Consider the following 22,011-nt stretch of genomic DNA (forward strand, 5'->3'; position numbering starts at 1 on the left):
GATTTCATGGTAAACGGAGAGTAAAGATGGGGCCGGTCGAACAAATCATATTCAGTTTTATGGCTGGGCTGACGGCTTGCGGCCTGGCCGGATCGGCGATGGAGCTGATCGCCGGCCGCAAGCTTGCCTTCGTCCAGCCCTATGTGTCGTCGAAGCACATGTTGCGCTCGCTCGCCGCGACGGCTTGCGCCGGACCGCGGATGTTCGCCAATGAGGCGCTGGACGCCTGGCGCGAGCGTCGCATTTCGGTGCTGGCGCTGATCTCCTGCGGCTGTACGGCGACCATTTGGGCGCTGGCGCTGGGCATGGTGGTGATCGCCATTGCGTCCTGGGCGGCTTCGCTTCTAGGGTCTGGCAGCTTGTCGGTGTGAGACGATCTGGAGACAGCAATGCCGATCTACGCGATTGACGGAAAAGCGCCCGCCTTCGAGGACGCCGACAGCAACTGGATCGCGCCCGACGCCACGCTGATCGGCAATATCAGGATCGGCCGCAATGCCGGCTTCTGGTTCGGCGTCGTCGTCCGCGGCGACGACGAACCGATCGTCGTCGGCGCCGACACCAACGTGCAGGAGCATACAATCATGCACACCGACGCCGGCTTTCCGCTGACCGTCGGCCAAGGCTGCACGATCGGCCACCGTGCCTTGCTGCATGGCTGCACGATCGGCGACAACAGCCTGATCGGCATGGGCGCCATCGTGCTGAACGGCGCGAAGATCGGTAACAACTCGCTGGTCGGGGCCGGCGCGCTGGTCACCGAAGGTAAGCAATTCCCCGACAATTCGCTGATCGTCGGCTCGCCCGCGCGCGTCGTCAGGACGCTCGACGAAGCCGCAATCGCCAGGCTGCGCGCCTCGGCCGCGCATTATGTGGCCAACGGCAGGCGATTCAGGGCTGGGCTGAAGAAGGTCTAGCCGATCCAGAAATGGTGGAGCCGGCCTTGGGATACCGAAAGCATAGCCCCTTCCAAGTCAAACCGGCTGGGCGGTCGGCCGGAACAAGATCTCGCTGATATCGACGTCGTCGGGCTCGTTGATCGCGAAGGCGACCGTGCGGGCAAACGTATCCGGCCCCACGGCGATCTTGCTCACGAAGTCCCTAGTGTCCTGCTGGATATCCTTCTCGCTGATGTGCTCGAGCAACTCTGTGCTGACAGCGCCCGGCGAGATCACCGTGGTGCGGATGTTGTAGGGTTTCACCTCTTTCCGCAGACCCTCGGACAGCGCACGCACGGCGAACTTGGTGGCGCAATAGACCGCCGCACCCGGGTCGACCACATGGCCGTATACGGACGAGACATTGATAATGTGCCCCGATCGCTGTTCCTTCATGTACGGAAGTGCGGCCGCGATGCCGTAAAGGACGCCCTTGATGTTGACGTCGATCATCCGGTCCCATTCGTCAATCTTGAGCCGTTCGAGCGGGGCCAACGGCATGAGGCCCGCATTGTTCGGCATCACGTCGATGCGGCCGAATTCCCGGACCGCCGTGTTCACCAGGTTCTGGACCTGGCCGGCGTCGGTGACGTCCGTAGTGACGGCCTTGGCTTTGAGCCCAGCGGCGGTCAGTTCCTGGACAAGGGCGTCGATGCGGTGTGACCGGCGTGCACCTAGGACCACGGAAGCGCCTCGCGCGGCAAGATGGCGTGCCGTCGCTTCACCGAGGCCGCTGCTGGCACCGGTGATGACGACGACCTTGTTCTCGATTCCTTCGGACATGAGATTCTCCTAGACAAGAATTGAAAGAGTTCGGGTGCGGGGGCCGGCCGAGGCGGCGAGCAAGGCCGAACCCGTGAGCAGGACGGCGGCGAGAAGGAAGGCGCTCCACCAGCCGGCCGCGTCGAACAGCAGGCCTCCCGCGATAGCGCCGCCCGCGATCGCGAACTGGATCAGGGCGACCTGGAGTCCGCCCCCGGCCTCCAGGTCTTCAGGGATGAGCGTGGTCATCCAGGTGTTCCACGCCACCGGGATCGGGGTCGCGAACAGTCCCCAAAGAACCAGCAGGCCGGCCGTGGCGCGTGCAAACGGTCCAAAGGCAATCAGCAGTAGAGCGAAGACCGCGAGTGCACTCGGCAGCCCGATCAGCACGGCTGTGAGGTGCCGCCGGAGTATGAGGCCGATGATCGACAGTCCCGCCAGGCCGCCGAGGCCGACGCCCAACAGAGCCATTGAGAGGGTGTTGACCTCGAGGCCCGTCACGTTTTCCAGAAACGGCCGCAGGTAGATCGAGAGCGCGTTCTGCCCGATGAACGCGAGCCCGGTTGCGCCCATGCCGATGGCGAATCTGCGATTCCGCAGCAGGCCGAACATGCTCGACACCGAGGCGGCCTCCATCGGTGGCATCTTCGGGAGAACGGCCAACTGCCACACGAGCGCCCCAAGGCCGATGGGGACAGTGACGAAAAAGGTTCCCCGCCATCCGATCAGCGATCCGAGGAAGCTGCCGACGGGCGCGGCGATCACCAATGCGAACGCAGTGCCACCCTGGAGCAAGGCAATGGCCTTGGGCAGGTCGGGTCCCGGGGCCAAGCGGGCCAGAATGGCCGTCGACAGTGACCAGAAACCGCCGATCGCGATGCCGACCAGCGCCCGCCCGGCCAGGAAGACCAGGAAGTTGGGAGCAACCGCCACCGCCAGGCTCGATGCGGCCAGCACTGCCGTATGGAGCAGAACCACCGTCCGTCGATCGACGTTTCGCAACAGCGAGTTGCCGAAGAGGCTGGTAACCACGGCGAAGAATCCGGATACCGCGATTGCCTGGCCGGCCTGACCCTCGGAGACGGCCAGATCCTGAGCGATCGGGGTGAGCAGGCTCACCGGCAGGAACTCCAGTCCGACTAGAAGGAAGGTCAGCAGCGACAGGCAGACCACCGCAGACCATGGGGTCGTCGTGCTGTCAGCAGCGGCGGCCTCGCCCAGCGCGAGTTCAATGGTCATAAGGCAGTCTCCTGTCCGTTCCCGAATTAAGTAGTCGGGCTGGCCAAATGCGACTAGCGGGTATAATTTTGATGTGGTTGTGAATGAGGCTCATCAATGCCACGCGACGAGTTCGCCGAAATGCGCGCGTTTCTGGAGATCACCCGGACGCGGAGCTTCACCCGAGCAGCCGCCAAGCTCGGCGTCACTCCTTCGGCTCTTAGCCACACCATCAAGTCGCTGGAGTCGCGGCTTGGCGTCCGTCTTCTGTCTCGCACCACGCGCGACGTGGCCCCGACGGCGGCCGGTCAACGCCTCAAGGAAGGCATCGAACCGCATTTCGAAGGCATCGCGGCTGAGGTCAGCGCTCTCGGCGTCCTGCGCGACAGGCCGTCCGGCAACATTCGCCTGGTGTGCACCGACGATTCGGTCGACATTGTCTTCCGCGCCCGGCTGCCAAAGTTCCTGAGCGACTTCCCCGATATCAATGTCGAGCTGGTGGTCGATAACGCCTTCACCAACATCGTCGAGCGCCAGTTCGACGCCGGTGTTCGGCTGGGCGAGTCCATTGCCCGGGACATGGTAGCCGTGCGCATCGGAGCCGACGTGACCTACACTGTCGTCGGCTCACGCCGTTACTTCGCCCACCGGACACCGCCGCAGACGCCGCAGGAGCTGACCGACCATAACTGCATCAACTACCGGCTGCCGACGTCAGGATCGGTCTATGCATGGGAATTGCGGGAAGGAGCGCGCGAGTTCAGTGCTCGGGTCGAGGGGCAACTGACGCTTAACAACATGGGGCCGGCGATCCAGGCCGCGCTTGACGGAGTGGGCTTGGCCTATCTACCGCGCGAACTCGTCCTGCCACATATTGAGAGTGGCCTTCTTCAGGAAGTCCTGACCAAATGGTGCCCGACGTTCCAGGGTTACCACCTGTACTATCCAAGCCGACGCCATGCCTCTCCGGCGTTTTCCGCCTTTGTCGACGCGTTCCGTATCAGGGGCAAGTAACAGCGTTTCGACGGCAAACGGCAGCTCGTATCCCACAAACGATCGTGAGACAGCGCGCCTAATGATCGAGCCCGTCAGTATGATGCTCATTAGCCGAGGTATCGGCTCTCATTGTGCCAGCGCAGCGCCGCCGCATCCGGTTGCTGGCTCTTGTTGGCCGGGAGTGAGATCTCTGATCCGTGCAGTTCGTAATAGTGCCGACCGTTCTCAAATTCCTCTCGGATCCGACCGCTAACCTCAAATCGGTGGTCTTGCGACACCGTGACATAACCCTGATCAAAGAGGCTGTGGATGTCCCTTCGCATGAGGATTCCATTGCTTGCAGAGTGTTCGCCGCCATCCGCGTAAGGGCGAATATGTGCTGCTTCCAGAGCTGGTAACGTGCGCTCCTTGGTTATGGCGCAACGTCTTCCGTACAAGTCTGTCACAACGAGGCGAAATGCTCCCTGACCAAGCCGTGGTCGGATCAACGTCGGCTCCCCGTAGCGTACGGGTTCAGAGAAGCCCGCGGATTCAATAGCTGGTGCCATCGCATCTTGAACGCTTTCCCAAAGGGCCCTGCCTTCTGCTTCGTCCGTACCGTATCCTCGAAATGACACAAGGTTTCTTGCCCAAGACAAAGGGGGAGGAAACCACCGGCTCTCGGGCAGAAAAAAGGGCTGTGTCAGTATTCGGCAACCGATCTCCACCGGCCCTGCTGTAGCCGGGTCCATTTTTCGGTAGCGAAGAATGCGAGTTCGCATTTCGGCAAGGCCGGTCGCGCCATTCGCTACCCCGAAGGCGTCCCAGGCGAGTGATAGCGGCATGATCGTCGATGAAGCGAAGATGCCACCACCAACGATCATGTTGATAGGATAATGCAGTTTGAACAGGAACAACTCGCCCGGTTCCAAAGCTCGGAATGATTTTGGCGAAGGCGACCAGAAATTGACTTCAGTAAGCTCCGGTTGACGGCGCAGCTGATTGAACCAGTCGCCATCCGTTACAGCTACCGCGATCGTGACCGCCATTGAGACCCCCATCACTATCATGCAGCGTTGCACATGGTGATCTCAACACCATACACGTTTCAGAGGCCTCACGGCGATGTTGCGCCGTTTTGCAATTAGCGCCAACCGCTTGCTTGGGAATGGTGGAGCCGGCCCGGGGACGGGGCCGGCTCCTTAAACCCGGTCGTTGGGGACGGGGAGGGTGGGGACTCGACCGGGTTTTGCGTCGCGTCCTCAGCGGACGCTGGCGACCGCGTCGGAGCGGCCGTCGTTGATCGTCACCCAGGCGCCGGAATTCCGCTCGGACTGGCGCTTCAGGTAGGTGTAGCCGGTATTGGTCCAGGACAGCACCTTGGGCTGGAGATTGTCGAGGATGAACTCGCCAAGACTGGTGCGCACGGTCAGCACAGCATGGCCGTCGCCGTTGCGCTGGCGCACGACCGTCATCAGCAGATCGCCGGCCGGCACGCCGATGCTCATCAGCTCGCGGCGCTTTTCCAGCGCATAGTCCTCGCAGTCGCCGAAGCCGTTATTGGGAAAGGACCAGACTTCCTCCTTGCCCCACATTTCCATGTCGGTGCGCGGCGTGACCTTGCTGTTGACCGAATTGTTGACCTTGACGATTGTCGCCCACAGCTTGCGGGTGAGCTCGACCGGTGCCCCGCCAGGCGTCCTCTGATTGCATTCCCGCGGAAACTGCTGGCACAATTCGTAGTGACCGACCGGCTGTGTGGTGCGGCCGCCGGTGTGCATGAAGGCCGGCTCCGCCGCGTTTGCAGTCCCCCAGCCGAAAAGCTGCATCGCTATTGCCGCCAGCAACAGCTTGCCCCTCATCCTGTTCATTATTCCGTCTCCCCGTTTGAGGAGACAATGACACGGCTGGATTTATTTGACGCAAAAGCGCGAAGTAGACATTAAGTAAAACAGCAATAGAATAAACATAAAATTTGATGCAATTGAGTATAGAATTGTTTTTGGATTCTAGCCGGGTGCGTTCCCATGCTTCGTCGCCCCGTTCGAACAGCTAAGATGGCGGGACGAGGGGGCGCGAAGGTCGCCAGCCTCGCTTCCCGATGGCGCTAACGCTTCCGCGTCAGCCGCGCGGTGAGCTGAATTCGGTATCAAGCGTTTCGGGGCGCTGGATGACGGCGAACTCGATGGCGATGCCATCTTCGAAATGGCGCACCACCTGGCCGCGCATGGTGCCCAGCGTCACCTGGACGCCGATGGCCGGCTTGACGTCGATCTCGATCGCCGCGCCCGACAGCGACAGGTCGATGATGCGGCACTGGTACTGGCGTCCGTCGGCAAGCTGCAGCACGCTCGTCGGGTTGCGCGGCGCGACGCGTTCATGGCGGCGGTCTTCCGGCAAGTCGAGCTCGTGCTTGTTGGCAAGCCAGGTCAGTTGCGCGGCGAGCTTGTCCCTCTTGCGCTCCGACGCGATGACGGTCATCGCAAAGCCATCCTGCAAAGTGCGGGTAATGACGCCCTCGATGCGTCCGATATGATCGATATAGGCAATGACCTTTTCGCCAGCCAGGCCGGCGCGCTCGGTGCGCAGCGAAACGTTGCCGGGCGACATGTCGACTACCTGGCAGGGATGTTCGGTGCGGTCTTCCAGCATGAAGCGTCCGTAAATCTTCACGCGGACGCGCTGAAAGTTACGCCTTTCAGCTTGGGACGGTGCATGGTCGACCGCCGCTGACCTCATCACTGCCATACCCCGTTCGGCATTCCGCGCATGGATGCGGGGAATTTCAGCGGAAAACTACAACAAAGCAGGTTAACAAAGGGGAAAATCCGGCGCTGTTGCTTTAAGCTTTGGGCATCATTCCTCGCGTCCGCCGTCGAAGACGACCAGGTGACGGATGCGGCGGGCCTGGCCGAGCGCCGAAATCGTCTCGGGCGGGTCGTATTCCGACGGGGCGAGCGAGGGAACCTCCATCGCCGGCCGGTTCTTCAGGAACATCGGCTCCTTGTCGGGATCGACGACACGGATCGAATCGATCAACGCGTCGAAAACCGGGTCCGCGCCCAGCCAGAAGGGCTTTTCGACGGCGCTTATCACGCCGAGGCAGCGCGGGCTCTCGACCCCGCCGTCGAGCGGCAGCGCGAGCAGCTCAAACCTGTTGGAGCGGCCATTGCGGCTGAAACCCTCATAGGTAATGAGGGCCGCCGATTTCAGGTCGAAGACGCCGTCGGTGAGCTTCGAGATCAGCCGCTGGTCCTTTTCGCGCCACAGCGAAGGGAATGAAAATCCCTTTAATTCGCGGCCATAGACTGCGCAAAGCCTGGTGCCGGCGAGCCGGAACACCGCTTCGCCGCGCGTGTCCTTTTCCAGGATGAACGTGTCGGCCAGCAGCGACTTGATGTCGGCCGGTTCGACTTCCGAGCGCTTCGGGGCAGGGCGTCCGTCACGCAACCGGTTCCAATAATGGAACAGCGTGATCGATCCGGTCTGGTTCATGCTAATGCTGCTCCGCGCATTCTGTCTTCAGATGTCCCATCGGTGAACAGAAGGGCGCCCTCCGAAGACCTACATGCGTTGCGGAGCAGGATGCGTGCCAGCATCGTTAATACTTGTTCACGGGTCGGGGCGGTTAAGGTTAACAACTAGTTTACGTTGCGCGCCTGCCAGCCCTGTGGCACACAAAAACCACTCCAGAAGCGGTCGTTTTGCGACGATCGGCAGCACTTCAGTCAAGAGTTCAGGGGGAGCAAGGGGGCTCGACCAGCCGTTCAAGGGAAACCTTGGACGGCTTCTTTTTCGATTCGGGCCTGCTGATTCGCCGTTTGTGATTCGGTTGGCCGTGATCTACATGCTCGCGAAGTCCAATCCAGCGACTGAGTGCAAGCCATATGAGTGACCCAGAAAGCCCACCGGAGATCGAGCAGGGCCAGGGTGGGCCTGTCGCCCGCGAACCGGAGCAGCGCCGCGAGCCGGTGTTCAACCTGCCGCCCGTGGTGCTGGCGGTGATCGGCATCTGCGTCGCGGTCCATCTGATCCGGGTCTATTGGCTGACCGACGACCAGGACTTCGAACTGCTTGTCCGGGCTGCCTTCGTGCCGATTCGCTATTCCGGCCGCTTCGACCTGGATTTCTTCGCGTTTTCAAGCCCTTTTACCTATGCCTTCCTGCATGGCGGCTTTGCCCATCTTGCCATCAATATGGTGTGGCTTGCGGCCTTCGGCTCACCGTTGGCCAACCGCTTCGGCGCGCTGCGCTTCAGCCTGTTCTTCGCCGCCACCGGACTGGCGGCGGTGGCGCTGTTCTGGGCCATGCACCCGCTTGGCGACGCACCGCTGGTCGGCGCCTCCGGCGCGATTTCCGGCATGATGGGCGCGGCGGCGCGCTACGGCTTCCGCATCGACCGCTCGTCGGGCAGGGCCGCCTTCGCTGGCCGGCCCTTACCGATGGCGGCGGTCCTCCGCTCGCGCGGCGTCGTCACCTTTCTCGCCATGTGGATGGTGATCAACCTGGCGACCGGCCTCTTCGGCCTGGCGCCCGGCATTGACGGCCAGATCGCCTGGGAAGCCCATATTGGCGGCTTTGTTGCCGGCTTCTTCGGCCTGCGGTTTTTTGATCGGCGAGAGCAGGTGCCCCGGCAGACGGAGGAGCCGGAGAGCTGAGACCTCCGCACTTGAAAAGCAACCGATCGCGGCGCACCATGTTCATCCCAGGGAAAGCCGGCCAGGGCAGGAGCCGGCAGGAAATGCAGAGGAGGACGCCATGACTGTTAAGGCAATTCTCGAGGCGAAAGGCCACGACGTGGTGACGCTCGGGCCGAACGAAAAGCTCAGCGAAGCCATCCGCATGCTTTCCGAACACAGGATCGGCGCGCTGGTCATCACCAACGGCGATCACAAGATCGTCGGCATTCTTTCCGAGCGCGATGTGGTGCGGGTTCTCGCCAAGGAGGGAGCCGCGGCGCTCGACCTTGCCATCCGCTCGGCGATGACGCCCAAGGTGAAGATCTGCAATGAGAACCACACCGTCAACGAGGTGATGGAGATCATGACCAAGGGTCGCTTCCGCCATCTGCCGGTTGAAAAGAACGGGCTGCTCGACGGCATCGTGTCGATCGGCGATGTGGTCAAGCGGCGCATCGAGGATGTCGAGCGCGAGGCCGAGGAGATCAGGGCCTATATCGCCACGGCATGAGGCGGCGGCGGCCGGGTTGCCGGCCATTTGAATTTTTCAAGCTGCTATAGCAGTCCATCGCGGCAGCTGCGGGCCTGTGCCGCGTCGGCACCTGCGGCTTGGCGCTTGTCTCGCGAAGCGGTTTGCACTAGCGAAGTTGCACACCAAAATATGCGTTCCGCATATCCGCAATTCCAATATGCAGGCCCTTATGAGCATCATCGATACCCGCACGCCCGACGCCAAGCGCCTGGTTCCCGGCGCCACCGGCGACTGGGAGATCATCATCGGCCTCGAAGTCCACGCGCAGGTGACCTCGCAGGCAAAGCTGTTTTCCGGCGCCTCGACCACTTTCGGCGCCGCGCCCAATGCCAATGTCAGCCTGGTCGATGCGGCGATGCCTGGCATGCTGCCGGTGATCAACGAGGAATGCGTCAAGCAGGCGATCCGTACCGGTCTGGGCCTGAAGGCCCAGATCAACCACAAATCGGTCTTCGACAGGAAAAACTATTTCTACCCCGACCTGCCGCAGGGCTACCAGATCTCGCAGTTCAAGCAACCGATCGTCGGCGAGGGCAAGGTGATCGTCTCCGTCGGCCCCGACCGGCAGGGCGAGTTCGAGGATATCGAGGTCGGCATCGAGCGCCTGCATCTGGAGCAGGATGCCGGCAAGTCGATGCACGACCAGCATGCGACGATGTCCTATGTCGATCTCAACCGCTCCGGCGTGGCGCTGATGGAGATCGTTTCGAAGCCGGATATGCGCTCCGCCGATGAAGCCAAGGCCTATGTCACCAAGCTGCGCACCATCGTGCGCTACCTCGGCACGTGCGACGGCAACATGGACGAAGGCTCGCTGCGCGCCGACGTCAACGTCTCGGTACGCCGGCCTGGCGGTGAATTCGGCACGCGCTGCGAGATCAAGAACGTCAACTCGATCCGTTTCATCGGCCAGGCCATCGACTCCGAGGCGCGCCGCCAGATCGCCATCCTGGAGGACGGCGGCAAGATCGACCAGGAAACGCGGCTGTTCGATCCCAATAAGGGCGAAACGCGCTCGATGCGTTCCAAGGAAGAAGCGCACGACTATCGCTATTTCCCGGATCCCGACCTTCTGCCGCTGGAATTCGACCAGGCCTATGTCGATGCGCTGGCAAAGGACCTGCCTGAACTTCCGGACGCCAAGAAGGCACGGCTGATCTCCTCGCTCGGCCTGTCGACCTACGACGCCTCGATCCTGGTATCGGAAAAGGCGGTCGCCGACTATTTCGAGAAGGTGGCCGCTGGTCGCGATGGCAAGCTTGCCGCCAACTGGGTCATCAACGATTTGCTGGGTGCGTTGAACAGAGCCGGCAAGAGTATTGAAAATGCTCCGGTTTCGCCCGATCAGCTCGGCGCGGTCATCGATCTGATCAAGGAGGGCACCATCTCCGGCAAGATCGCCAAGGATCTGTTCGAGATCGTCTGGAACGAGGGCGGCGATCCGCGTCAGCTGGTCGAAAGCCGCGGCATGAAGCAGGTCACCGATACCGGGGCTATCGAAACGGCGGTGGACGAGGTGATCGCCGCCAACCCGGACAAGGTCGAACAGGCGCGCGCCAAGCCGACCATGGCCGGCTGGTTCGTCGGCCAGGTGATGAAGGCGACCGGCGGCAAGGCCAACCCGCAGGTGGTCAACGAGCTGGTCAAGGCCAAGCTCGGGATCGAATAGGATGTTCGTCCGCACCGCCAGCGAGCGCGATCTTGCGGCGGTGCGCGCATTGCTGGTGGAGACATGGCACGCCACCTATGACGCCATCTACGGCGCGGCGCGGGTCACCGAAATCACCGACGAATGGCATTCGATCGCCGCGCTCAAAGCGCGGTTGACACGACCGAACTCGGAATTCCTGGTCGCGGACGACGGCAAAAGCATCGGTGGCATGGCTTTCGCGGCCGCCACGACGGATGCCGGGGTCGTCATGCTGAACCAGCTTTACGTGCATCCGGCCTGGCAGAGGCAAGGCATCGGCCAGGCCCTGCTGGACGAGATCGAGGCCAGCTTTCCGGAGGCCCGAACGCTGCGCGTCGAGGTCGAGGAAGCAAATGCTCCGGCCGTTGCCTTTTACCGCTCGAGAGGGTTCACGCCCGCCGGCAACACGGCCGATTGCGGCGGCGCCTCAGGATTGCCGGCGCTGGTTTTGGAGAAGGCGATCGGCTAGCTCGTTCGCCTGGCGCTCAGTTGCGTTTCACGGGCAGGTTGAAGCAGCCGGCGGCGAGAAACTCGCACGGCAGGCTGCCGCCGCCGCCCGACGTGTGCGGGGGCGTAGCGGCTTCGATCTTTTCGACCTCGTAATATTTCGAGGTGACGCCCCATTTTTTAACGCCCTGGCACGTCGAGCGCACGCCAACCTCCGTCGCCTTTGCCGCCGTCTTGTAATAGGTGGTGATCCGGCAGGATTGGCTGACCGGCAGCGCGTTCGCCGGGATCGTGACCGGCGGCAGGAAGTTCGGGAAGGCAAGCAGCGAGATTGCCGCAATGATCCGGACGGCGGGCATGGTGTGGGGCGAGTGCAGCATCGTGCGTCTCCATCGATGGCGCCGCTCGCTCGCGGCGCAGCGGCGCGTTTGTTTCCGCAAGATCAGGCCATGACGCCGGCGCTGCCGCATCGGCCGCGCGGGGGATGGCGGGAACTGCCGCCGTGATCCGCGAGCGGCCGCGTCAGCGCGTTTTCGGCTTGATAAGCGTCTTTATCGGAACGGCGACTTTTGGAGGCCGGACCGTACTGGTTCCACCATCGACGGCCAGCTCGCCGCTATTGAGATAGCGTACCGTATAGTGCAGCTCATAGGCGGGAACTCTGATCCATGTAGGCTTGGGATTGAACTGGTCCGGAGGCCTCGAATACCACTTCGGGATCTGCATGATCTTGGAACCGGCACCGAATCCCGCAGTCTTGGCCGCTACTGCGAAGGCGCTGTCTCTGGGATCGTTCGGCGGCTGGTCGACATTGCCGATGACCACCAGCGAATCGTATTTTCGCGCGTCGAGCCGTACTGCGGGAAGGTTCAGCGCAGCCACGTCGCCTTCGCGCATCGTCAGCGCCTTCTGAAGGCCGTCCTCATTGGCGTAGACGTTGAGGTTTATAGCCTCGGATTCCGCATAGACGACATTGCTGTGGAAGTCGCGGGCTGACAGGCGTGTGAGGCTGTCGAAGGTGACTTCAACCGTCGGCTTGGCTATGGCGTCCGTCACCACCAGGTTGCGCCGCGGCACCGTCCAGAAGATGAGATCATCGCCGGTAGCCTGCGTGCCGGCATCGGAGCCGTCTATTGCCGAGCATTTCGAATTTGGAACCGGCGTCGTCACCGGTAGGGGTGCCGAAAACGAGTTGCGTACCTGCGCGTCGATGTAATTGCCGACGTTGAAAACGTCCTCGAGGATGTTGCCGCCCTCGAAGCTCGCCGGGCCGGGTTGCGAGCGGATGATGACCTGGCTGGAATCGGTCTGCCAGCCGCTGCAGAAGACGTTGACGTCTATGGGAATGCCGATGTGGCGGTCGGAGGTCACCGGGATCGAGACTTTGATGGTCAGGATGTAAGGAACTTTGACAAACCAGCTGTTCGGCTGGTTCAGCATCTGCGTCGCAAAGCGCGACGGCCGCCATTGCTTCAGCGATTCGATCGATGCGCGTGACGATCGTCCCTGGGCGGCCAGCTGTGCGTTGGTGGCGTCGACCTTGGCTTGCGCCAGGTTGCGGACGGTGTTGGTGATCAGGAACACGCCGAGTTCGGCTTTGCACGGCTTGTTCGATTGTGTGGCGTTGCATGGGGCAAGTGCCGCACTGGGAACCGGCGGCCCCGAAGGCGGCGGCTGGGCGGCCGCGGTGGCCGCCATCAGGCAGAAGAACAGCATCATGCAGGTTTTCAACATGGTATCCTCGCTCTGTCGTTGGAAACCACCCTCCGGCTAGACAGCAGCACTTCTTCGATGGCGGTTCATCGCCCGCACGGGGGATGAACCGCGAAACGTCGGGCCGGCCCAGCGACGTCGAGCCGCCGTCCTTTCGGATCGGACATCTACTGCTTCACGACGCCTTTGGTTGTCGCCTTCGGCGCGACGACCTTGGGCTTGGGGGTTTTCGGGCCGGGGTCGACTACCAATGCAGCCGTGCAGGAGCACTTGCCCGAACCGCAGTTCAGGTCGCCCTTGCACATTTTGGAGTGCCGCATATCGGTGCAGTCGGCGGTCCCGGAGCAGGAGCAACTGCCTTGCCCGATCGTTCCGGACTGACATTTGAAGCTCCATGCCGGATCGGCGGCAAGGCCGGCCACAGCGAGCGATAAGGCAAAAAGCGTCGTCGAGATGAGCTTGCGCATGAATACCTCCCGGTTCTATCGAGCGATGGAACCACGAAGCAGCAACGCTTTCATCTCCCGCGCGGGGGACGAACTCGCATACCGGTGACGATCGTCAATGCTGTCCCTTCAGCACGACGAGATAACCGCGTTCGACGCGAAGCCGGAAGGCGATTTGCCCTGCAGTGCCGGGATCCTTGGAAACCTTGTCGATGACATAGCCGCTGGGATGCGAGCCAAGCCATTCTTCCGGTTTGTCGGTGCTTTCGAATGGCCTTTGCAACCGGGCCAGGAAGCCGACTTCGCCTTGATAGTCGAAAGCCACGGCCCAGTCCGCATCCTTTCGCTCGTCTATGAAGTTGGCGAGCGGCGTCAGGTCATAGCGTTTGAACGCGGTTGCCGATGCCACCGCGTGGCCGATGCCGAAAATGACAAGCATGACGACGGCCGAGCTTTTCAGCCTGGCGAGCGGGATCTCCGCCATGAAATACCCGAACAGGATGGTCACGAACGGCAACATCGGCACGACATAGTGAGGCTGCTTGCCGGATATCGCGCTGAACGCCAGCAACACGGCAACGAACGAGAACGACAGCAGGCGCAAGGCGCGCAGATCCGGCGACTTCGTCTCGATCAGGCTGCGTATCCGCGTGCGCAGCTTCAACCGCCAGACCTCGGGTATGAAGATCCACGGTATGAACATGACCGGCAGCAGCAGCAGATAGAAATAGAACGGCCGGCCGTGCGAATTGCGCAAATTGCCGGTGACGCGCCCCGCCGATTGGTTCCAGACCAGATCATAGACGAAACTGCCCTTTGTCAGGATCGTCGCCGGCACCAGCCAGATCGCCACCGGAATCAGCGCGGCAAGCACCGCCAGGCCCACTCCAGCGAGGAAGTTCGGTGTCGTCAGTCCCGCCCGTCGGTCGCGCCAGAACGGGTAGAACAGGATGGGCGCGCCGATATGGATCAGCACCACCGGGCCTTTCGTCAGCACGCCCATGCCGATGAACAGCCCGGCCAGAACGGCCTGCCAGCGATTGCCGCTCCGGGCAAAGGCAATCAACGACAACAGCGCGGCGAGCACAAACACCGTCAGCAACAGGTCGAATAGGATCAGCGTCGAATAGATGACGAACACGCTGCTTCCAGCAACCAGCCAGGGGATGCGCCGTGCGATGTCGTCGCGGCCCGGAAACAGGGTCTTTGCCAAAGCCGTCGTCAGCCAGATGACGAGCGAGGAGGCGGCGAAGATGACCAGCATCGCGGCCGGCCGGCTGGCGCCGAAAATCTTCCAGACAAGGTCGATAAGCCAAAACAGCAGAGGCGGCTTCTGCAGATAGGGCGCGAAATTCATCGTCGGGACGAAGATCTGTCCGCTCAGATACATTTCCCAGGTGACGCTGAGATATCGCGTTTCGTCGACGGGCAGCAGTGGCCGGAAAGCGACTGCGATTACGATCAGCCCAAGCAAAAAGAGGTAGGGGAGCAGCCGCTCGGTAGATGTCGGTGTCAAAGATTGAGATCCGCGCCAGAAACCATTTTCTTTCCAGCCGAGCAGAGTGCTGCGTTTCTGGACCGCGAACGACCGCACCACGATTTTGGTCGAATTGCAACGATGCCGGTTTCGTTTCCCAGATTTTGCGGACGATGGTGTCAAAGGTTGAAAAACTTACCGACCGAGTCCTTTGGACCACCGCCGGTTCGAGAATCTGCGCAAATCAACTGGAGCGCAACGGCGGTGACAATTCACGCATCAAGAGTTCGAGCTCGCGCTGATCGCCGGTACCGGTCTTGTCGAAGATCGTCGCCAGCTGCGACTTGACGGTGCCGTCCGAGACGCCCCCGGCCGCGGCGATTTCCTTTCGCGTCAGGCCGGCGGCAACGTGACCGGCGACTCGCCTTTCTGCCGCGGTCAGTCCGAACAGCGCCGCAATGGCGTCCAGCGCCTGGGTCGGTGTCGAACCGGCCGCGGCGATGAAGATCGCTGCGGCGGCGCGCTGCGAGATGCGCGCCGAGATTTCACGCCGCGCCAGCGGCATAACATGGGCCACCGCAGGAACGGCCGTCTTGGCCAGGGGAATGTTGATGCCGCAAGGTCCGAGTGCGAATTCGTCGCGCGTGCCGAGCTGGACGGCACGGCCGATCGCGGCGTTGGCATTGGCATAGGTGAAGGACAGCTGGCCACGCACGCAAGCGACCGAAATGTTTTCGGCGAGCAGCGCTTCGGCTGACGGGTTGGCGAAGATGATGGTCATGTCTTCGGCGACGATCAGCACCGGATGGTCGAGGCTTTCGATGATGGAGCGGAAGATTTCGGCCTTGCGCCGCTCGGCCTCGAACAGGTCGCCGATGGTCACCGCGCGCCGCACATGCGGCGCCAGCAGGCAGACAAGCTCGAGATCCTCGCGGGAAATCTGGCGTCTGTCCTTGTCGGTCACCACCATTAGCGTACCGATCCGGGTCGGCCGCTTCATCAACGCCACCCAGAAGAAATCGTCCAGCCGGTTGGGTTGTACCCATTCGCGCACGATGCGGCTTTCGAGCCATCTCTGTCGTGTATCCGGGCCTTGCAGGGCGTAGATCGAATCGACGGTGAAGGGCACGTCGATCTCCATCTTGGGAACCGCCGCATAGAACGGTACTTGCGAGCCGTAGTCATGCTTCAACGGCTCAAGAACTGCGGGATCGCCGCAGGACACCGAAAACCGCGCAGAGCTGCTGATCGTGTCGATGACGGCGAGCATGGCAAGCCGGCCTTCCGCCAGATTGCAGATGGCCTCGAGTGTCGCCTGCCAGCGGTCGACGTCGGCAATCGAATCGTAGATCGCCTCAACGACCTGCGGCAATGCGCGACCGGCCGTGCGCGCCAGCGATGACATAAACCCCTCTCATTTGCCGTCCTAGGCAACGAAGCATCAACTGTTAGAATAACGCTGCGTAAGATTGCCAACAACTTATTTCATCTGCTTCGGACGGCCGCGAAAATAGCATGAACGTATCGCTTTTCCGTCAGCCATTTGCTCGCCGGTTGCGGCAAGACCCTTGCCTTCGCAATGCCGTGACGCCATAAGCAGGAACAGGCGCCGCAGCCGCCGCGAGGACTTGCCACAAGGACTTGCCACGAGGATTTGGATGAAGACTTTCCTTCTGCAGTTTTTCACCTGGTGGAACAGCCAGACATTGGGAACGCGCTTTCACACCTGGCGGCATGGCAAGAAGGTCGGGCAGGACGAGGTCGGCAACGTTTATTATGAAGGCGGCGTCGATTCGGAAGGCCGCACCCGCCGCTGGGTCATCTACCGCGACTATTCGGAAGCCTCGGCGATTCCGCCCGGCTGGCATGGCTGGATCCATCACCGTGTAGACGTTCCGCCGCCAAGCGAAGACTACAAGCCACGCGACTGGCAAAAGCCGCATGTGCCGAACCTCACCGGCAGCCCCGCAGCCTATCGGCCGAAGGGCTCGGTGCTGACCAACCGGCATCGTCCGCAGGTGACGGGCGACTACGACGCCTGGACGCCCGGTTCGTGATCGATCGCCGCGACAGGCGCGCGGTCCCCAAGGGCGCGGTCCCCACGGGGCGGTCCTTTGTCGCCACAATTACTGTTTAGCTGTTTGCTGATCCGACAGCAGCAACTAGCCTTGGCGTTAAGAGAATCACCCGGGCGCAAACCACCGGACCTTGCATGAGCATGTTCAGCCGAATTTTGACGGGCGGATTAACCGCGGTCGTTCTCGCTTCTATGGTGACGCTTGCTGCTGCGCAGGAATTGGCGCCGCCCGCGCCTGACGCGTCGGTGGCGCCTGCAGCACCGGCAGTATCCGAACGCCTCACCAATCCCGTCGCTGAATTCGCTGGCATCGACAAGATCACCGGCCGTATCATCACCTTCGATGTCTATATCGACGAGACGGTGCAGTTCGGCGCTTTGCAGGTGACGCCGCGCATCTGCTATTCGCGGCCCGAAAACGAAGAGCCGAAGACGGATTCGTTCGTGGAGGTCGACGAGATCACGCTCGACCGGAAGATACGCCGTATCTTCACCGGCTGGATGTTTGCCGAAAGCCCCGGGATCAACGCCGTCGAGCATGCCGTCTATGATATCTGGCTGAAGGGCTGCAAGCAGAAGTCCGACGTGCCGGCACCCGCCGCCCCCAAAACCAACTAGAATCTGTCAGCGCGCGGTGGATACCCGCGCCTTGCGGAACCGCCGCGTTGCCCGAGCGTTGGTGCCTCTCTACGGAGGAGGTTGCCATGATGATGGCCAACAAGAACGAACTTCTCGACATCGAAAGGGGATTCTGGAGCGGCGACGCCGACTACTTCAAGGCCAATGCCGATACCGAATGCCTGGTGGCCTTCCCCCAGATGGCGCGGGTGATGAGCAATACCGATCTGGCCGAAACCGCCACGGACCCGAAGCGCTGGCGCGATCTCGACATCGACCTCAAGGGCATCATCGAGCCGGGCAGCGACATCGTCATGCTGACCTACGAGGCGCGTGCGACCCGGCAAAATGGCGAAGCCTATGCGGCGCTGGTCAGTACTGGCTATGTCCACCGCGTCAATGGCTGGAAAATGATGTTTCACGCACAGACGCCGCTGCCGACGCCAGCAAAAGGCTGAGCGGCCGATAGAGCAATTCCAGGAAGAGTGTGAACGGCTTTCCGTCCGGAATTGCGTTTCTTTGAAATGATGAACCATTCCAGGTTATGGAAAAAACGAAGCCTCGCCCTTCAGCGCCTCGGCCAGCATCTTCTCGTATTTGCCGCGCGGCACGTCGATTGCGCCGAAGCGTTTGAGATGCTCGGTGGTGAACTGGGTGTCGAGCAGTGCAAAGCCGCGCGCCTTCAGGCGTTCGACGAGGTGAACCAGGCAGGCCTTTGACGCGTCGGTCTCCCTGGCGAACATGCTCTCGCCGAAAAACACGCGGCCGAGCGATACGCCGTAGAGCCCGCCGACCAACCGGTCGTTGTGCCAGGCCTCGACCGAATGGCAATGGCCCATCCGATGCAGCTCGATATAGGCTTCGCGGATCGGCGCGTTGATCCAGGTCGACCGACGTTCCTCGCGCCTTTCGGCGCAGGCCTCGATCGTCGCCTCGAAGTCGAAATCGATGCGGAACTCGAACAGGTTCTTGCGGATCGTCTTTCTCAGGCTTTTCGGTATGTGGAACCCCTCGAGCGGAATGATGCCGCGCGTCTCCGGCCGCACCCAGAATACTTCGGGGTCATTGGCGCTTTCGGCCATCGGGAAGACGCCGGAGGCATAGGCTTTGAGCAAAAGGTCGGTCGGGATGCGATAACCGGGTGCGTAGGGACGGGTCATCGCTTCGCCCCTGTATCACTCGCCTTCGGCCAGGTATTTTTCCAGCCAGTGGATATCGTAGTCGCCATTGGCGATGTCGGCGTTGCCAACGAGGTCGCGAAACAGCGGCAGCGTCGTTTTGATACCGTCGACGACGAATTCGTCGAGCGCGCGCCGCAGCCGCATCATGCACTCGACGCGGTTGCGGCCGTGCACGATCAGCTTGCCGATCAGGCTGTCGTAGTAGGGTGGGATCTTGTAGCCCGAATAGACGCCGGAATCGACGCGGATACCGAGGCCGCCCGGCGTGTGAAAGTGGGTGATGGTGCCTGGCGAGGGGGTGAAGGTGCGCGGATCCTCGGCGTTGATGCGGCATTCGATGGCATGGCCGTGGAAGCGGATATCCTCCTGGCGCACCGAAAGCCCGCCGCCCGAGGCGACGCGGATCTGCTCGTGCACGAGATCGATGCCGGTGATCGCCTCGGTCACCGGATGTTCGACCTGCAGGCGCGTGTTCATCTCGATGAAATAGAACTCGCCGTCCTCATAGAGGAATTCGATGGTGCCGGCGCCGGAATAGCCGAGATCGGCGATCGCCCTGGCGCAGACGCCGCCAATATGCGCGCGCTCCTCGGCATTGAGCGCAGGCGAGGGCGCTTCTTCCCAGACCTTCTGGTGGCGGCGCTGCAGCGAGCAGTCGCGCTCGCCGAAATGCACGCCGCGCCCGGCGCCATCGCCGAACACCTGCACCTCGATATGGCGCGGCTTCTGCAGATATTTCTCGATGTAGACGGCGTCGTCGCCGAAGGCCGCACCCGCCTCCGAGCGTGCCGTCTGCAGCGCCACCTCCAGGTCGGCTTCGCTATGCGCCACTTTCATGCCGCGCCCGCCGCCGCCGGCCGACGCCTTGATGATCACGGGGTAGCCGATCGCGGCGGCAATGCGCTTGGCTTCCCTGTCCTCGGTGACCGCGCCCTCGGAGCCGGGCACCACGGGGATGCCGAGGCGCTTTGCCGTGCGCTTGGCCTCGATCTTGTCACCCATAATGCGGATATGGTCGCCGGTCGGGCCGATGAAGGTGATGTTGTGCGCGGCGAGGATGTCGGCGAACTTGGCGTTCTCCGACAGAAAACCGTAGCCGGGATGCACTGCGTCGGCGCCGGTGATCTCGCAGGCGGCGACGATCTGGTGGATATTGAGATAGCTGTCGCGCGACGGAGGCGGGCCGATGCAGACGCTCTCGTCGGCGAGACGCACATGCATGGCGTCGGCGTCGGCGGTCGAATGCACCACCACCGTCTGGATGCCGAGCTCCTTGCAGGCGCGCAGCACCCTGAGGGCGATTTCGCCGCGATTGGCGATGAGGATTTTCTGGAACATCTTTCGCCTGTTCCCGGCCCTATTCGATCACGACGAGCGGCATGCCATATTCGACCGGCTGCGCGTCTTCGAACAGGATCGCCGTCACCGTGCCGGCGCGCGGCGAGGGGATCTGGTTCATCGTCTTCATCGCCTCGATGATCAGCAGCGTCTGGCCTTCCTTGACCTTCTGTCCGACCTCGATGAACGCCTTGGCGTCGGGCGACGGCGCCAGATAGGCTGTGCCGACCATCGGCGAGGCGACGGCGTTCTTCGACACGTCGGGCGCCGCCGGCGCGGCGGCTGCCACCGGCTGCGCGGCTGCCGGCGCGTGGGCCGGCTGCGCTGCGGCGACAGCATGGACGGCCGGCGCCTGCCGCGAGACGCGCACCTTCAGATCGCCCAGCTCGACCTCGATCTCGGTCAGGTTGGTGTCGTTCAGTATGCCCGCCAGATCGCGGATCAGCTGCTGGTCAACACCGTTCTTCTTTATCGACATTTTCGAGCCTTCTGTTTGTTGGCCGGTCATAGGCGTGCAGCCAGCGCCTGCAGCGCCAGCGTGTAGCCGAGTGGCCCGAACCCGCAGATCATGCCGACGGCGACCGGCGCGACCATGGAGACGTGGCGGAATGGTTCCCGCGCGTGGATGTTGGAAAGATGCACCTCAGCCACCGGCAGCGGCGCGACGGCGCGGATGGCATCGTGAATGGCGATCGAGGTATGGCCGTAGGCGCCCGGATTGATGACGATTGCGGCGGCCTTGTCGGCGGCCTCCTGGATCCAGTCGACGAGGTCGCCCTCATGGTTCGACTGGCGGAAATCGATCTCCAGCCCAAGTGCGGCACCTGCCTGCTTGCAGTCGTCGGCGATCGCGGCAAGCGTCTTGCCGCCATAGATACCCGGCTCGCGCTTGCCGAGCGCGTTGAGATTGGGGCCGTTCAGGACGAAAACCGTTTTCAAAAAATGCCGACCTTTCCCGGCGCGGCTAAGCCGGCGCGCCGGACCCTCTATAATGGGCATAGACGCTGGCGAAAAGAGCGCAAGTGCGTTCTTTCGCCGTCCACAACAGCCGGAAAACGGCCCGCGCCGGAAACCCGCAGCCCCAATCGAAACCCGAACGCTAATCAGAGCGCCGCCTTCGCCGCCTCGATCTTTTCGGCCAGCACTTCCTGGCCAAGCGCGCCGAACACAACCTCGTTGCCGACCACATAGGACGGCGTTCCGGTGATGGCGAGCTTGGTGGCGAGATCATAGGTCTTGGAGAAGGCCTCGGTGATGCTCGGGTCCTTCATCTTTTCGCGCAGCGCCGCCTCGTCGGCGCCGAGCGACAGCGCCACCTTGATTGCCGCCGCCTCGGTGGCGCGCCCCTGGCCGCCGAGCAGCGCATTATGGAATTCGCCGTATTTCTCCGGCTTCATCAAATGGAAGGCCATCGAGACGACGCTTGCCTTCTGCGAATCCGGGCCAAGGATCGGGAACTCCTTGAGCACGAAGCGCAGGTCCGGATCGGCCTTGGTCAGCGCGCGCATGTCGTCGATGGCGCGTTTGCAGTAGCCGCAATTATAATCATAGAATTCGACGATGGTGACCTTGCCGTTGGGATTGCCGACAACACCGTCAAAGGAGGAATTGAAGATCTGGTCCTTGGCGTCTTTGATGACACCGAGACTGGCGACGCGCTGTTCTTCCTTCTGCTTGGCCTCAAGTGCCTGCTGTGCCTCCAGAAGCACTTCCGGGTTCTTCAGGAGATAGTCGCGGACGATGCCTTCGACTTCGGTGCGGTCGAGCTTGGTACCCGAGGACGCCGTCTGGGCAAGCTGCGCCGTGCCGGCCTTCGCCGTCTGCGGATTGCCGGCGACGAAGCCGAACGCCAGCATGGCGAGAGCCGCTGCCACTCCGGTAGTGCCCAGCAGAATTGCCTTGGTCATGATCCTCGATCCT

General features: G+C 62.2%; 26 protein-coding genes. 10 read left to right on the forward strand and 16 right to left on the reverse strand.

The annotated features are described in order from the left end of the window. Positions 1-26 precede the first annotated feature (26 nt). Complete coding sequence (locus NKH50_RS26840; protein ID WP_352882112.1) at positions 27-371, forward strand: DUF6949 family protein; 345 nt, start codon at positions 27-29, stop codon at positions 369-371. Positions 372-389: 18 nt separating this feature from the next. Then, the gene (locus NKH50_RS26845; protein ID WP_352649217.1) at positions 390-917 is read left to right on the forward strand and encodes a gamma carbonic anhydrase family protein; all 528 of its coding nucleotides are present in this window, start codon (positions 390-392) and stop codon (positions 915-917) included. A gap of 57 nt (positions 918-974) precedes the next feature. On the opposite strand, the gene NKH50_RS26850 is transcribed toward NKH50_RS26845, so the two are convergent. After that, positions 975-1,721 carry an SDR family oxidoreductase gene (locus tag NKH50_RS26850; protein WP_352882114.1) on the reverse strand — a complete coding sequence of 249 codons (747 nt, stop codon included), beginning with the start codon at positions 1,719-1,721 and terminating at the stop codon, positions 975-977. 9 nt (positions 1,722-1,730) lie between these two features. Beyond that, on the reverse strand, positions 1,731-2,939 hold the full coding sequence (locus tag NKH50_RS26855) for an MFS transporter (protein WP_352649219.1): 1,209 nt from the start codon (positions 2,937-2,939) through the stop codon (positions 1,731-1,733). Positions 2,940-3,035: 96 nt separating this feature from the next. On the opposite strand from NKH50_RS26855, the gene NKH50_RS26860 reads away from it, so the two are divergent. Then, positions 3,036-3,932: a LysR family transcriptional regulator gene (locus NKH50_RS26860; protein ID WP_352882116.1), complete on the forward strand. Its 897-nt coding sequence runs from the start codon at positions 3,036-3,038 to the stop codon at positions 3,930-3,932. A gap of 89 nt (positions 3,933-4,021) precedes the next feature. Here the strand turns inward: NKH50_RS26860 and NKH50_RS26865 are convergent, their stop codons facing one another. The 4 genes from NKH50_RS26865 to NKH50_RS26880 form a co-directional block, all read right to left on the reverse strand. Beyond that, a complete protein-coding gene (locus NKH50_RS26865; protein WP_352882118.1) occupies positions 4,022-4,942 on the reverse strand; it encodes an HNH endonuclease in 921 nt (306 codons plus the stop codon). Between the two features lie 213 nt (positions 4,943-5,155). After that, a complete protein-coding gene (locus NKH50_RS26870; RefSeq protein WP_352649241.1) occupies positions 5,156-5,755 on the reverse strand; it encodes a transglutaminase-like cysteine peptidase in 600 nt (199 codons plus the stop codon). A gap of 259 nt (positions 5,756-6,014) precedes the next feature. Next, a complete protein-coding gene (locus NKH50_RS26875; RefSeq protein WP_254817716.1) occupies positions 6,015-6,632 on the reverse strand; it encodes a PilZ domain-containing protein in 618 nt (205 codons plus the stop codon). Positions 6,633-6,749: 117 nt separating this feature from the next. Further along, positions 6,750-7,388: a PAS domain-containing protein gene (locus tag NKH50_RS26880; RefSeq protein WP_352649221.1), complete on the reverse strand. Its 639-nt coding sequence runs from the start codon at positions 7,386-7,388 to the stop codon at positions 6,750-6,752. 392 nt (positions 7,389-7,780) lie between these two features. On the opposite strand from NKH50_RS26880, the gene NKH50_RS26885 reads away from it, so the two are divergent. The 4 genes from NKH50_RS26885 to NKH50_RS26900 all read left to right on the forward strand — a co-directional run bounded on the left by NKH50_RS26885 (position 7,781) and on the right by NKH50_RS26900 (position 11,263). Continuing rightward, positions 7,781-8,551 (forward strand): rhomboid family intramembrane serine protease, encoded by a 771-nt coding sequence (locus NKH50_RS26885; protein WP_352508576.1) that lies wholly within the window; start codon positions 7,781-7,783, stop codon positions 8,549-8,551. 100 nt (positions 8,552-8,651) lie between these two features. Beyond that, positions 8,652-9,083 (forward strand): CBS domain-containing protein, encoded by a 432-nt coding sequence (locus tag NKH50_RS26890; RefSeq protein ID WP_023717464.1) that lies wholly within the window; start codon positions 8,652-8,654, stop codon positions 9,081-9,083. A 190-nt stretch (positions 9,084-9,273) separates the two neighbouring features. Continuing rightward, on the forward strand, positions 9,274-10,773 hold the full coding sequence (gene gatB, locus NKH50_RS26895) for an Asp-tRNA(Asn)/Glu-tRNA(Gln) amidotransferase subunit GatB (protein WP_352649222.1): 1,500 nt from the start codon (positions 9,274-9,276) through the stop codon (positions 10,771-10,773). Position 10,774: 1 nt separating this feature from the next. After that, the gene (locus tag NKH50_RS26900; RefSeq protein WP_352649223.1) at positions 10,775-11,263 is read left to right on the forward strand and encodes a GNAT family N-acetyltransferase; all 489 of its coding nucleotides are present in this window, start codon (positions 10,775-10,777) and stop codon (positions 11,261-11,263) included. Between the two features lie 16 nt (positions 11,264-11,279). Here the strand turns inward: NKH50_RS26900 and NKH50_RS26905 are convergent, their stop codons facing one another. From NKH50_RS26905 to NKH50_RS26925, 5 genes are all read right to left on the reverse strand, one after another. After that, entirely contained in the window at positions 11,280-11,621 is a 342-nt protein-coding gene (locus tag NKH50_RS26905; protein WP_352649224.1) for a hypothetical protein, read from the reverse strand. Positions 11,622-11,763: 142 nt separating this feature from the next. After that, positions 11,764-12,975 (reverse strand): hypothetical protein, encoded by a 1,212-nt coding sequence (locus NKH50_RS26910; protein WP_352649225.1) that lies wholly within the window; start codon positions 12,973-12,975, stop codon positions 11,764-11,766. A gap of 146 nt (positions 12,976-13,121) precedes the next feature. Beyond that, entirely contained in the window at positions 13,122-13,421 is a 300-nt protein-coding gene (locus NKH50_RS26915; RefSeq protein ID WP_352646745.1) for a hypothetical protein, read from the reverse strand. A 94-nt stretch (positions 13,422-13,515) separates the two neighbouring features. After that, complete coding sequence (locus NKH50_RS26920; RefSeq protein WP_352882122.1) at positions 13,516-14,916, reverse strand: ArnT family glycosyltransferase; 1,401 nt, start codon at positions 14,914-14,916, stop codon at positions 13,516-13,518. A 205-nt stretch (positions 14,917-15,121) separates the two neighbouring features. Further along, the gene (locus NKH50_RS26925) at positions 15,122-16,282 is read right to left on the reverse strand and encodes a helix-turn-helix transcriptional regulator (RefSeq protein ID WP_352882124.1); all 1,161 of its coding nucleotides are present in this window, start codon (positions 16,280-16,282) and stop codon (positions 15,122-15,124) included. A gap of 253 nt (positions 16,283-16,535) precedes the next feature. Between NKH50_RS26925 and NKH50_RS26930 the strand changes: the two genes are divergently transcribed. The 3 genes from NKH50_RS26930 to NKH50_RS26940 all read left to right on the forward strand — a co-directional run bounded on the left by NKH50_RS26930 (position 16,536) and on the right by NKH50_RS26940 (position 18,030). Next, entirely contained in the window at positions 16,536-16,934 is a 399-nt protein-coding gene (locus NKH50_RS26930) for an NADH:ubiquinone oxidoreductase subunit NDUFA12 (protein ID WP_254817092.1), read from the forward strand. 155 nt (positions 16,935-17,089) lie between these two features. Further along, positions 17,090-17,572, forward strand: a complete 483-nt coding sequence (locus NKH50_RS26935) for a DUF2155 domain-containing protein (RefSeq protein ID WP_254817093.1) — start codon at positions 17,090-17,092, stop codon at positions 17,570-17,572. A gap of 89 nt (positions 17,573-17,661) precedes the next feature. Further along, positions 17,662-18,030 carry a hypothetical protein gene (locus NKH50_RS26940; RefSeq protein ID WP_352477513.1) on the forward strand — a complete coding sequence of 123 codons (369 nt, stop codon included), beginning with the start codon at positions 17,662-17,664 and terminating at the stop codon, positions 18,028-18,030. 84 nt (positions 18,031-18,114) lie between these two features. Here the strand turns inward: NKH50_RS26940 and aat are convergent, their stop codons facing one another. The 5 genes from aat to NKH50_RS26965 form a co-directional block, all read right to left on the reverse strand. After that, the gene (gene aat, locus NKH50_RS26945) at positions 18,115-18,732 is read right to left on the reverse strand and encodes a leucyl/phenylalanyl-tRNA--protein transferase (protein WP_352882126.1); all 618 of its coding nucleotides are present in this window, start codon (positions 18,730-18,732) and stop codon (positions 18,115-18,117) included. A gap of 15 nt (positions 18,733-18,747) precedes the next feature. Next, positions 18,748-20,091: an acetyl-CoA carboxylase biotin carboxylase subunit gene (accC, locus tag NKH50_RS26950; RefSeq protein ID WP_352882129.1), complete on the reverse strand. Its 1,344-nt coding sequence runs from the start codon at positions 20,089-20,091 to the stop codon at positions 18,748-18,750. 19 nt (positions 20,092-20,110) lie between these two features. After that, on the reverse strand, positions 20,111-20,569 hold the full coding sequence (gene accB / locus NKH50_RS26955) for an acetyl-CoA carboxylase biotin carboxyl carrier protein (RefSeq protein ID WP_254817095.1): 459 nt from the start codon (positions 20,567-20,569) through the stop codon (positions 20,111-20,113). Positions 20,570-20,595: 26 nt separating this feature from the next. After that, positions 20,596-21,030, reverse strand: coding sequence for a type II 3-dehydroquinate dehydratase (gene aroQ, locus NKH50_RS26960; protein ID WP_031211260.1), 435 nt, complete (start codon positions 21,028-21,030; stop codon positions 20,596-20,598). 164 nt (positions 21,031-21,194) lie between these two features. Continuing rightward, positions 21,195-21,998, reverse strand: coding sequence for a DsbA family protein (locus NKH50_RS26965; RefSeq protein WP_023674825.1), 804 nt, complete (start codon positions 21,996-21,998; stop codon positions 21,195-21,197). Between the last annotated feature and the right edge of the window lie 13 nt (positions 21,999-22,011).

Origin of the sequence: Mesorhizobium sp. M1027 (assembly GCF_040318745.1) — a bacterium.
Taxonomy (GTDB): Bacteria; Pseudomonadota; Alphaproteobacteria; order Rhizobiales; family Rhizobiaceae; genus Mesorhizobium.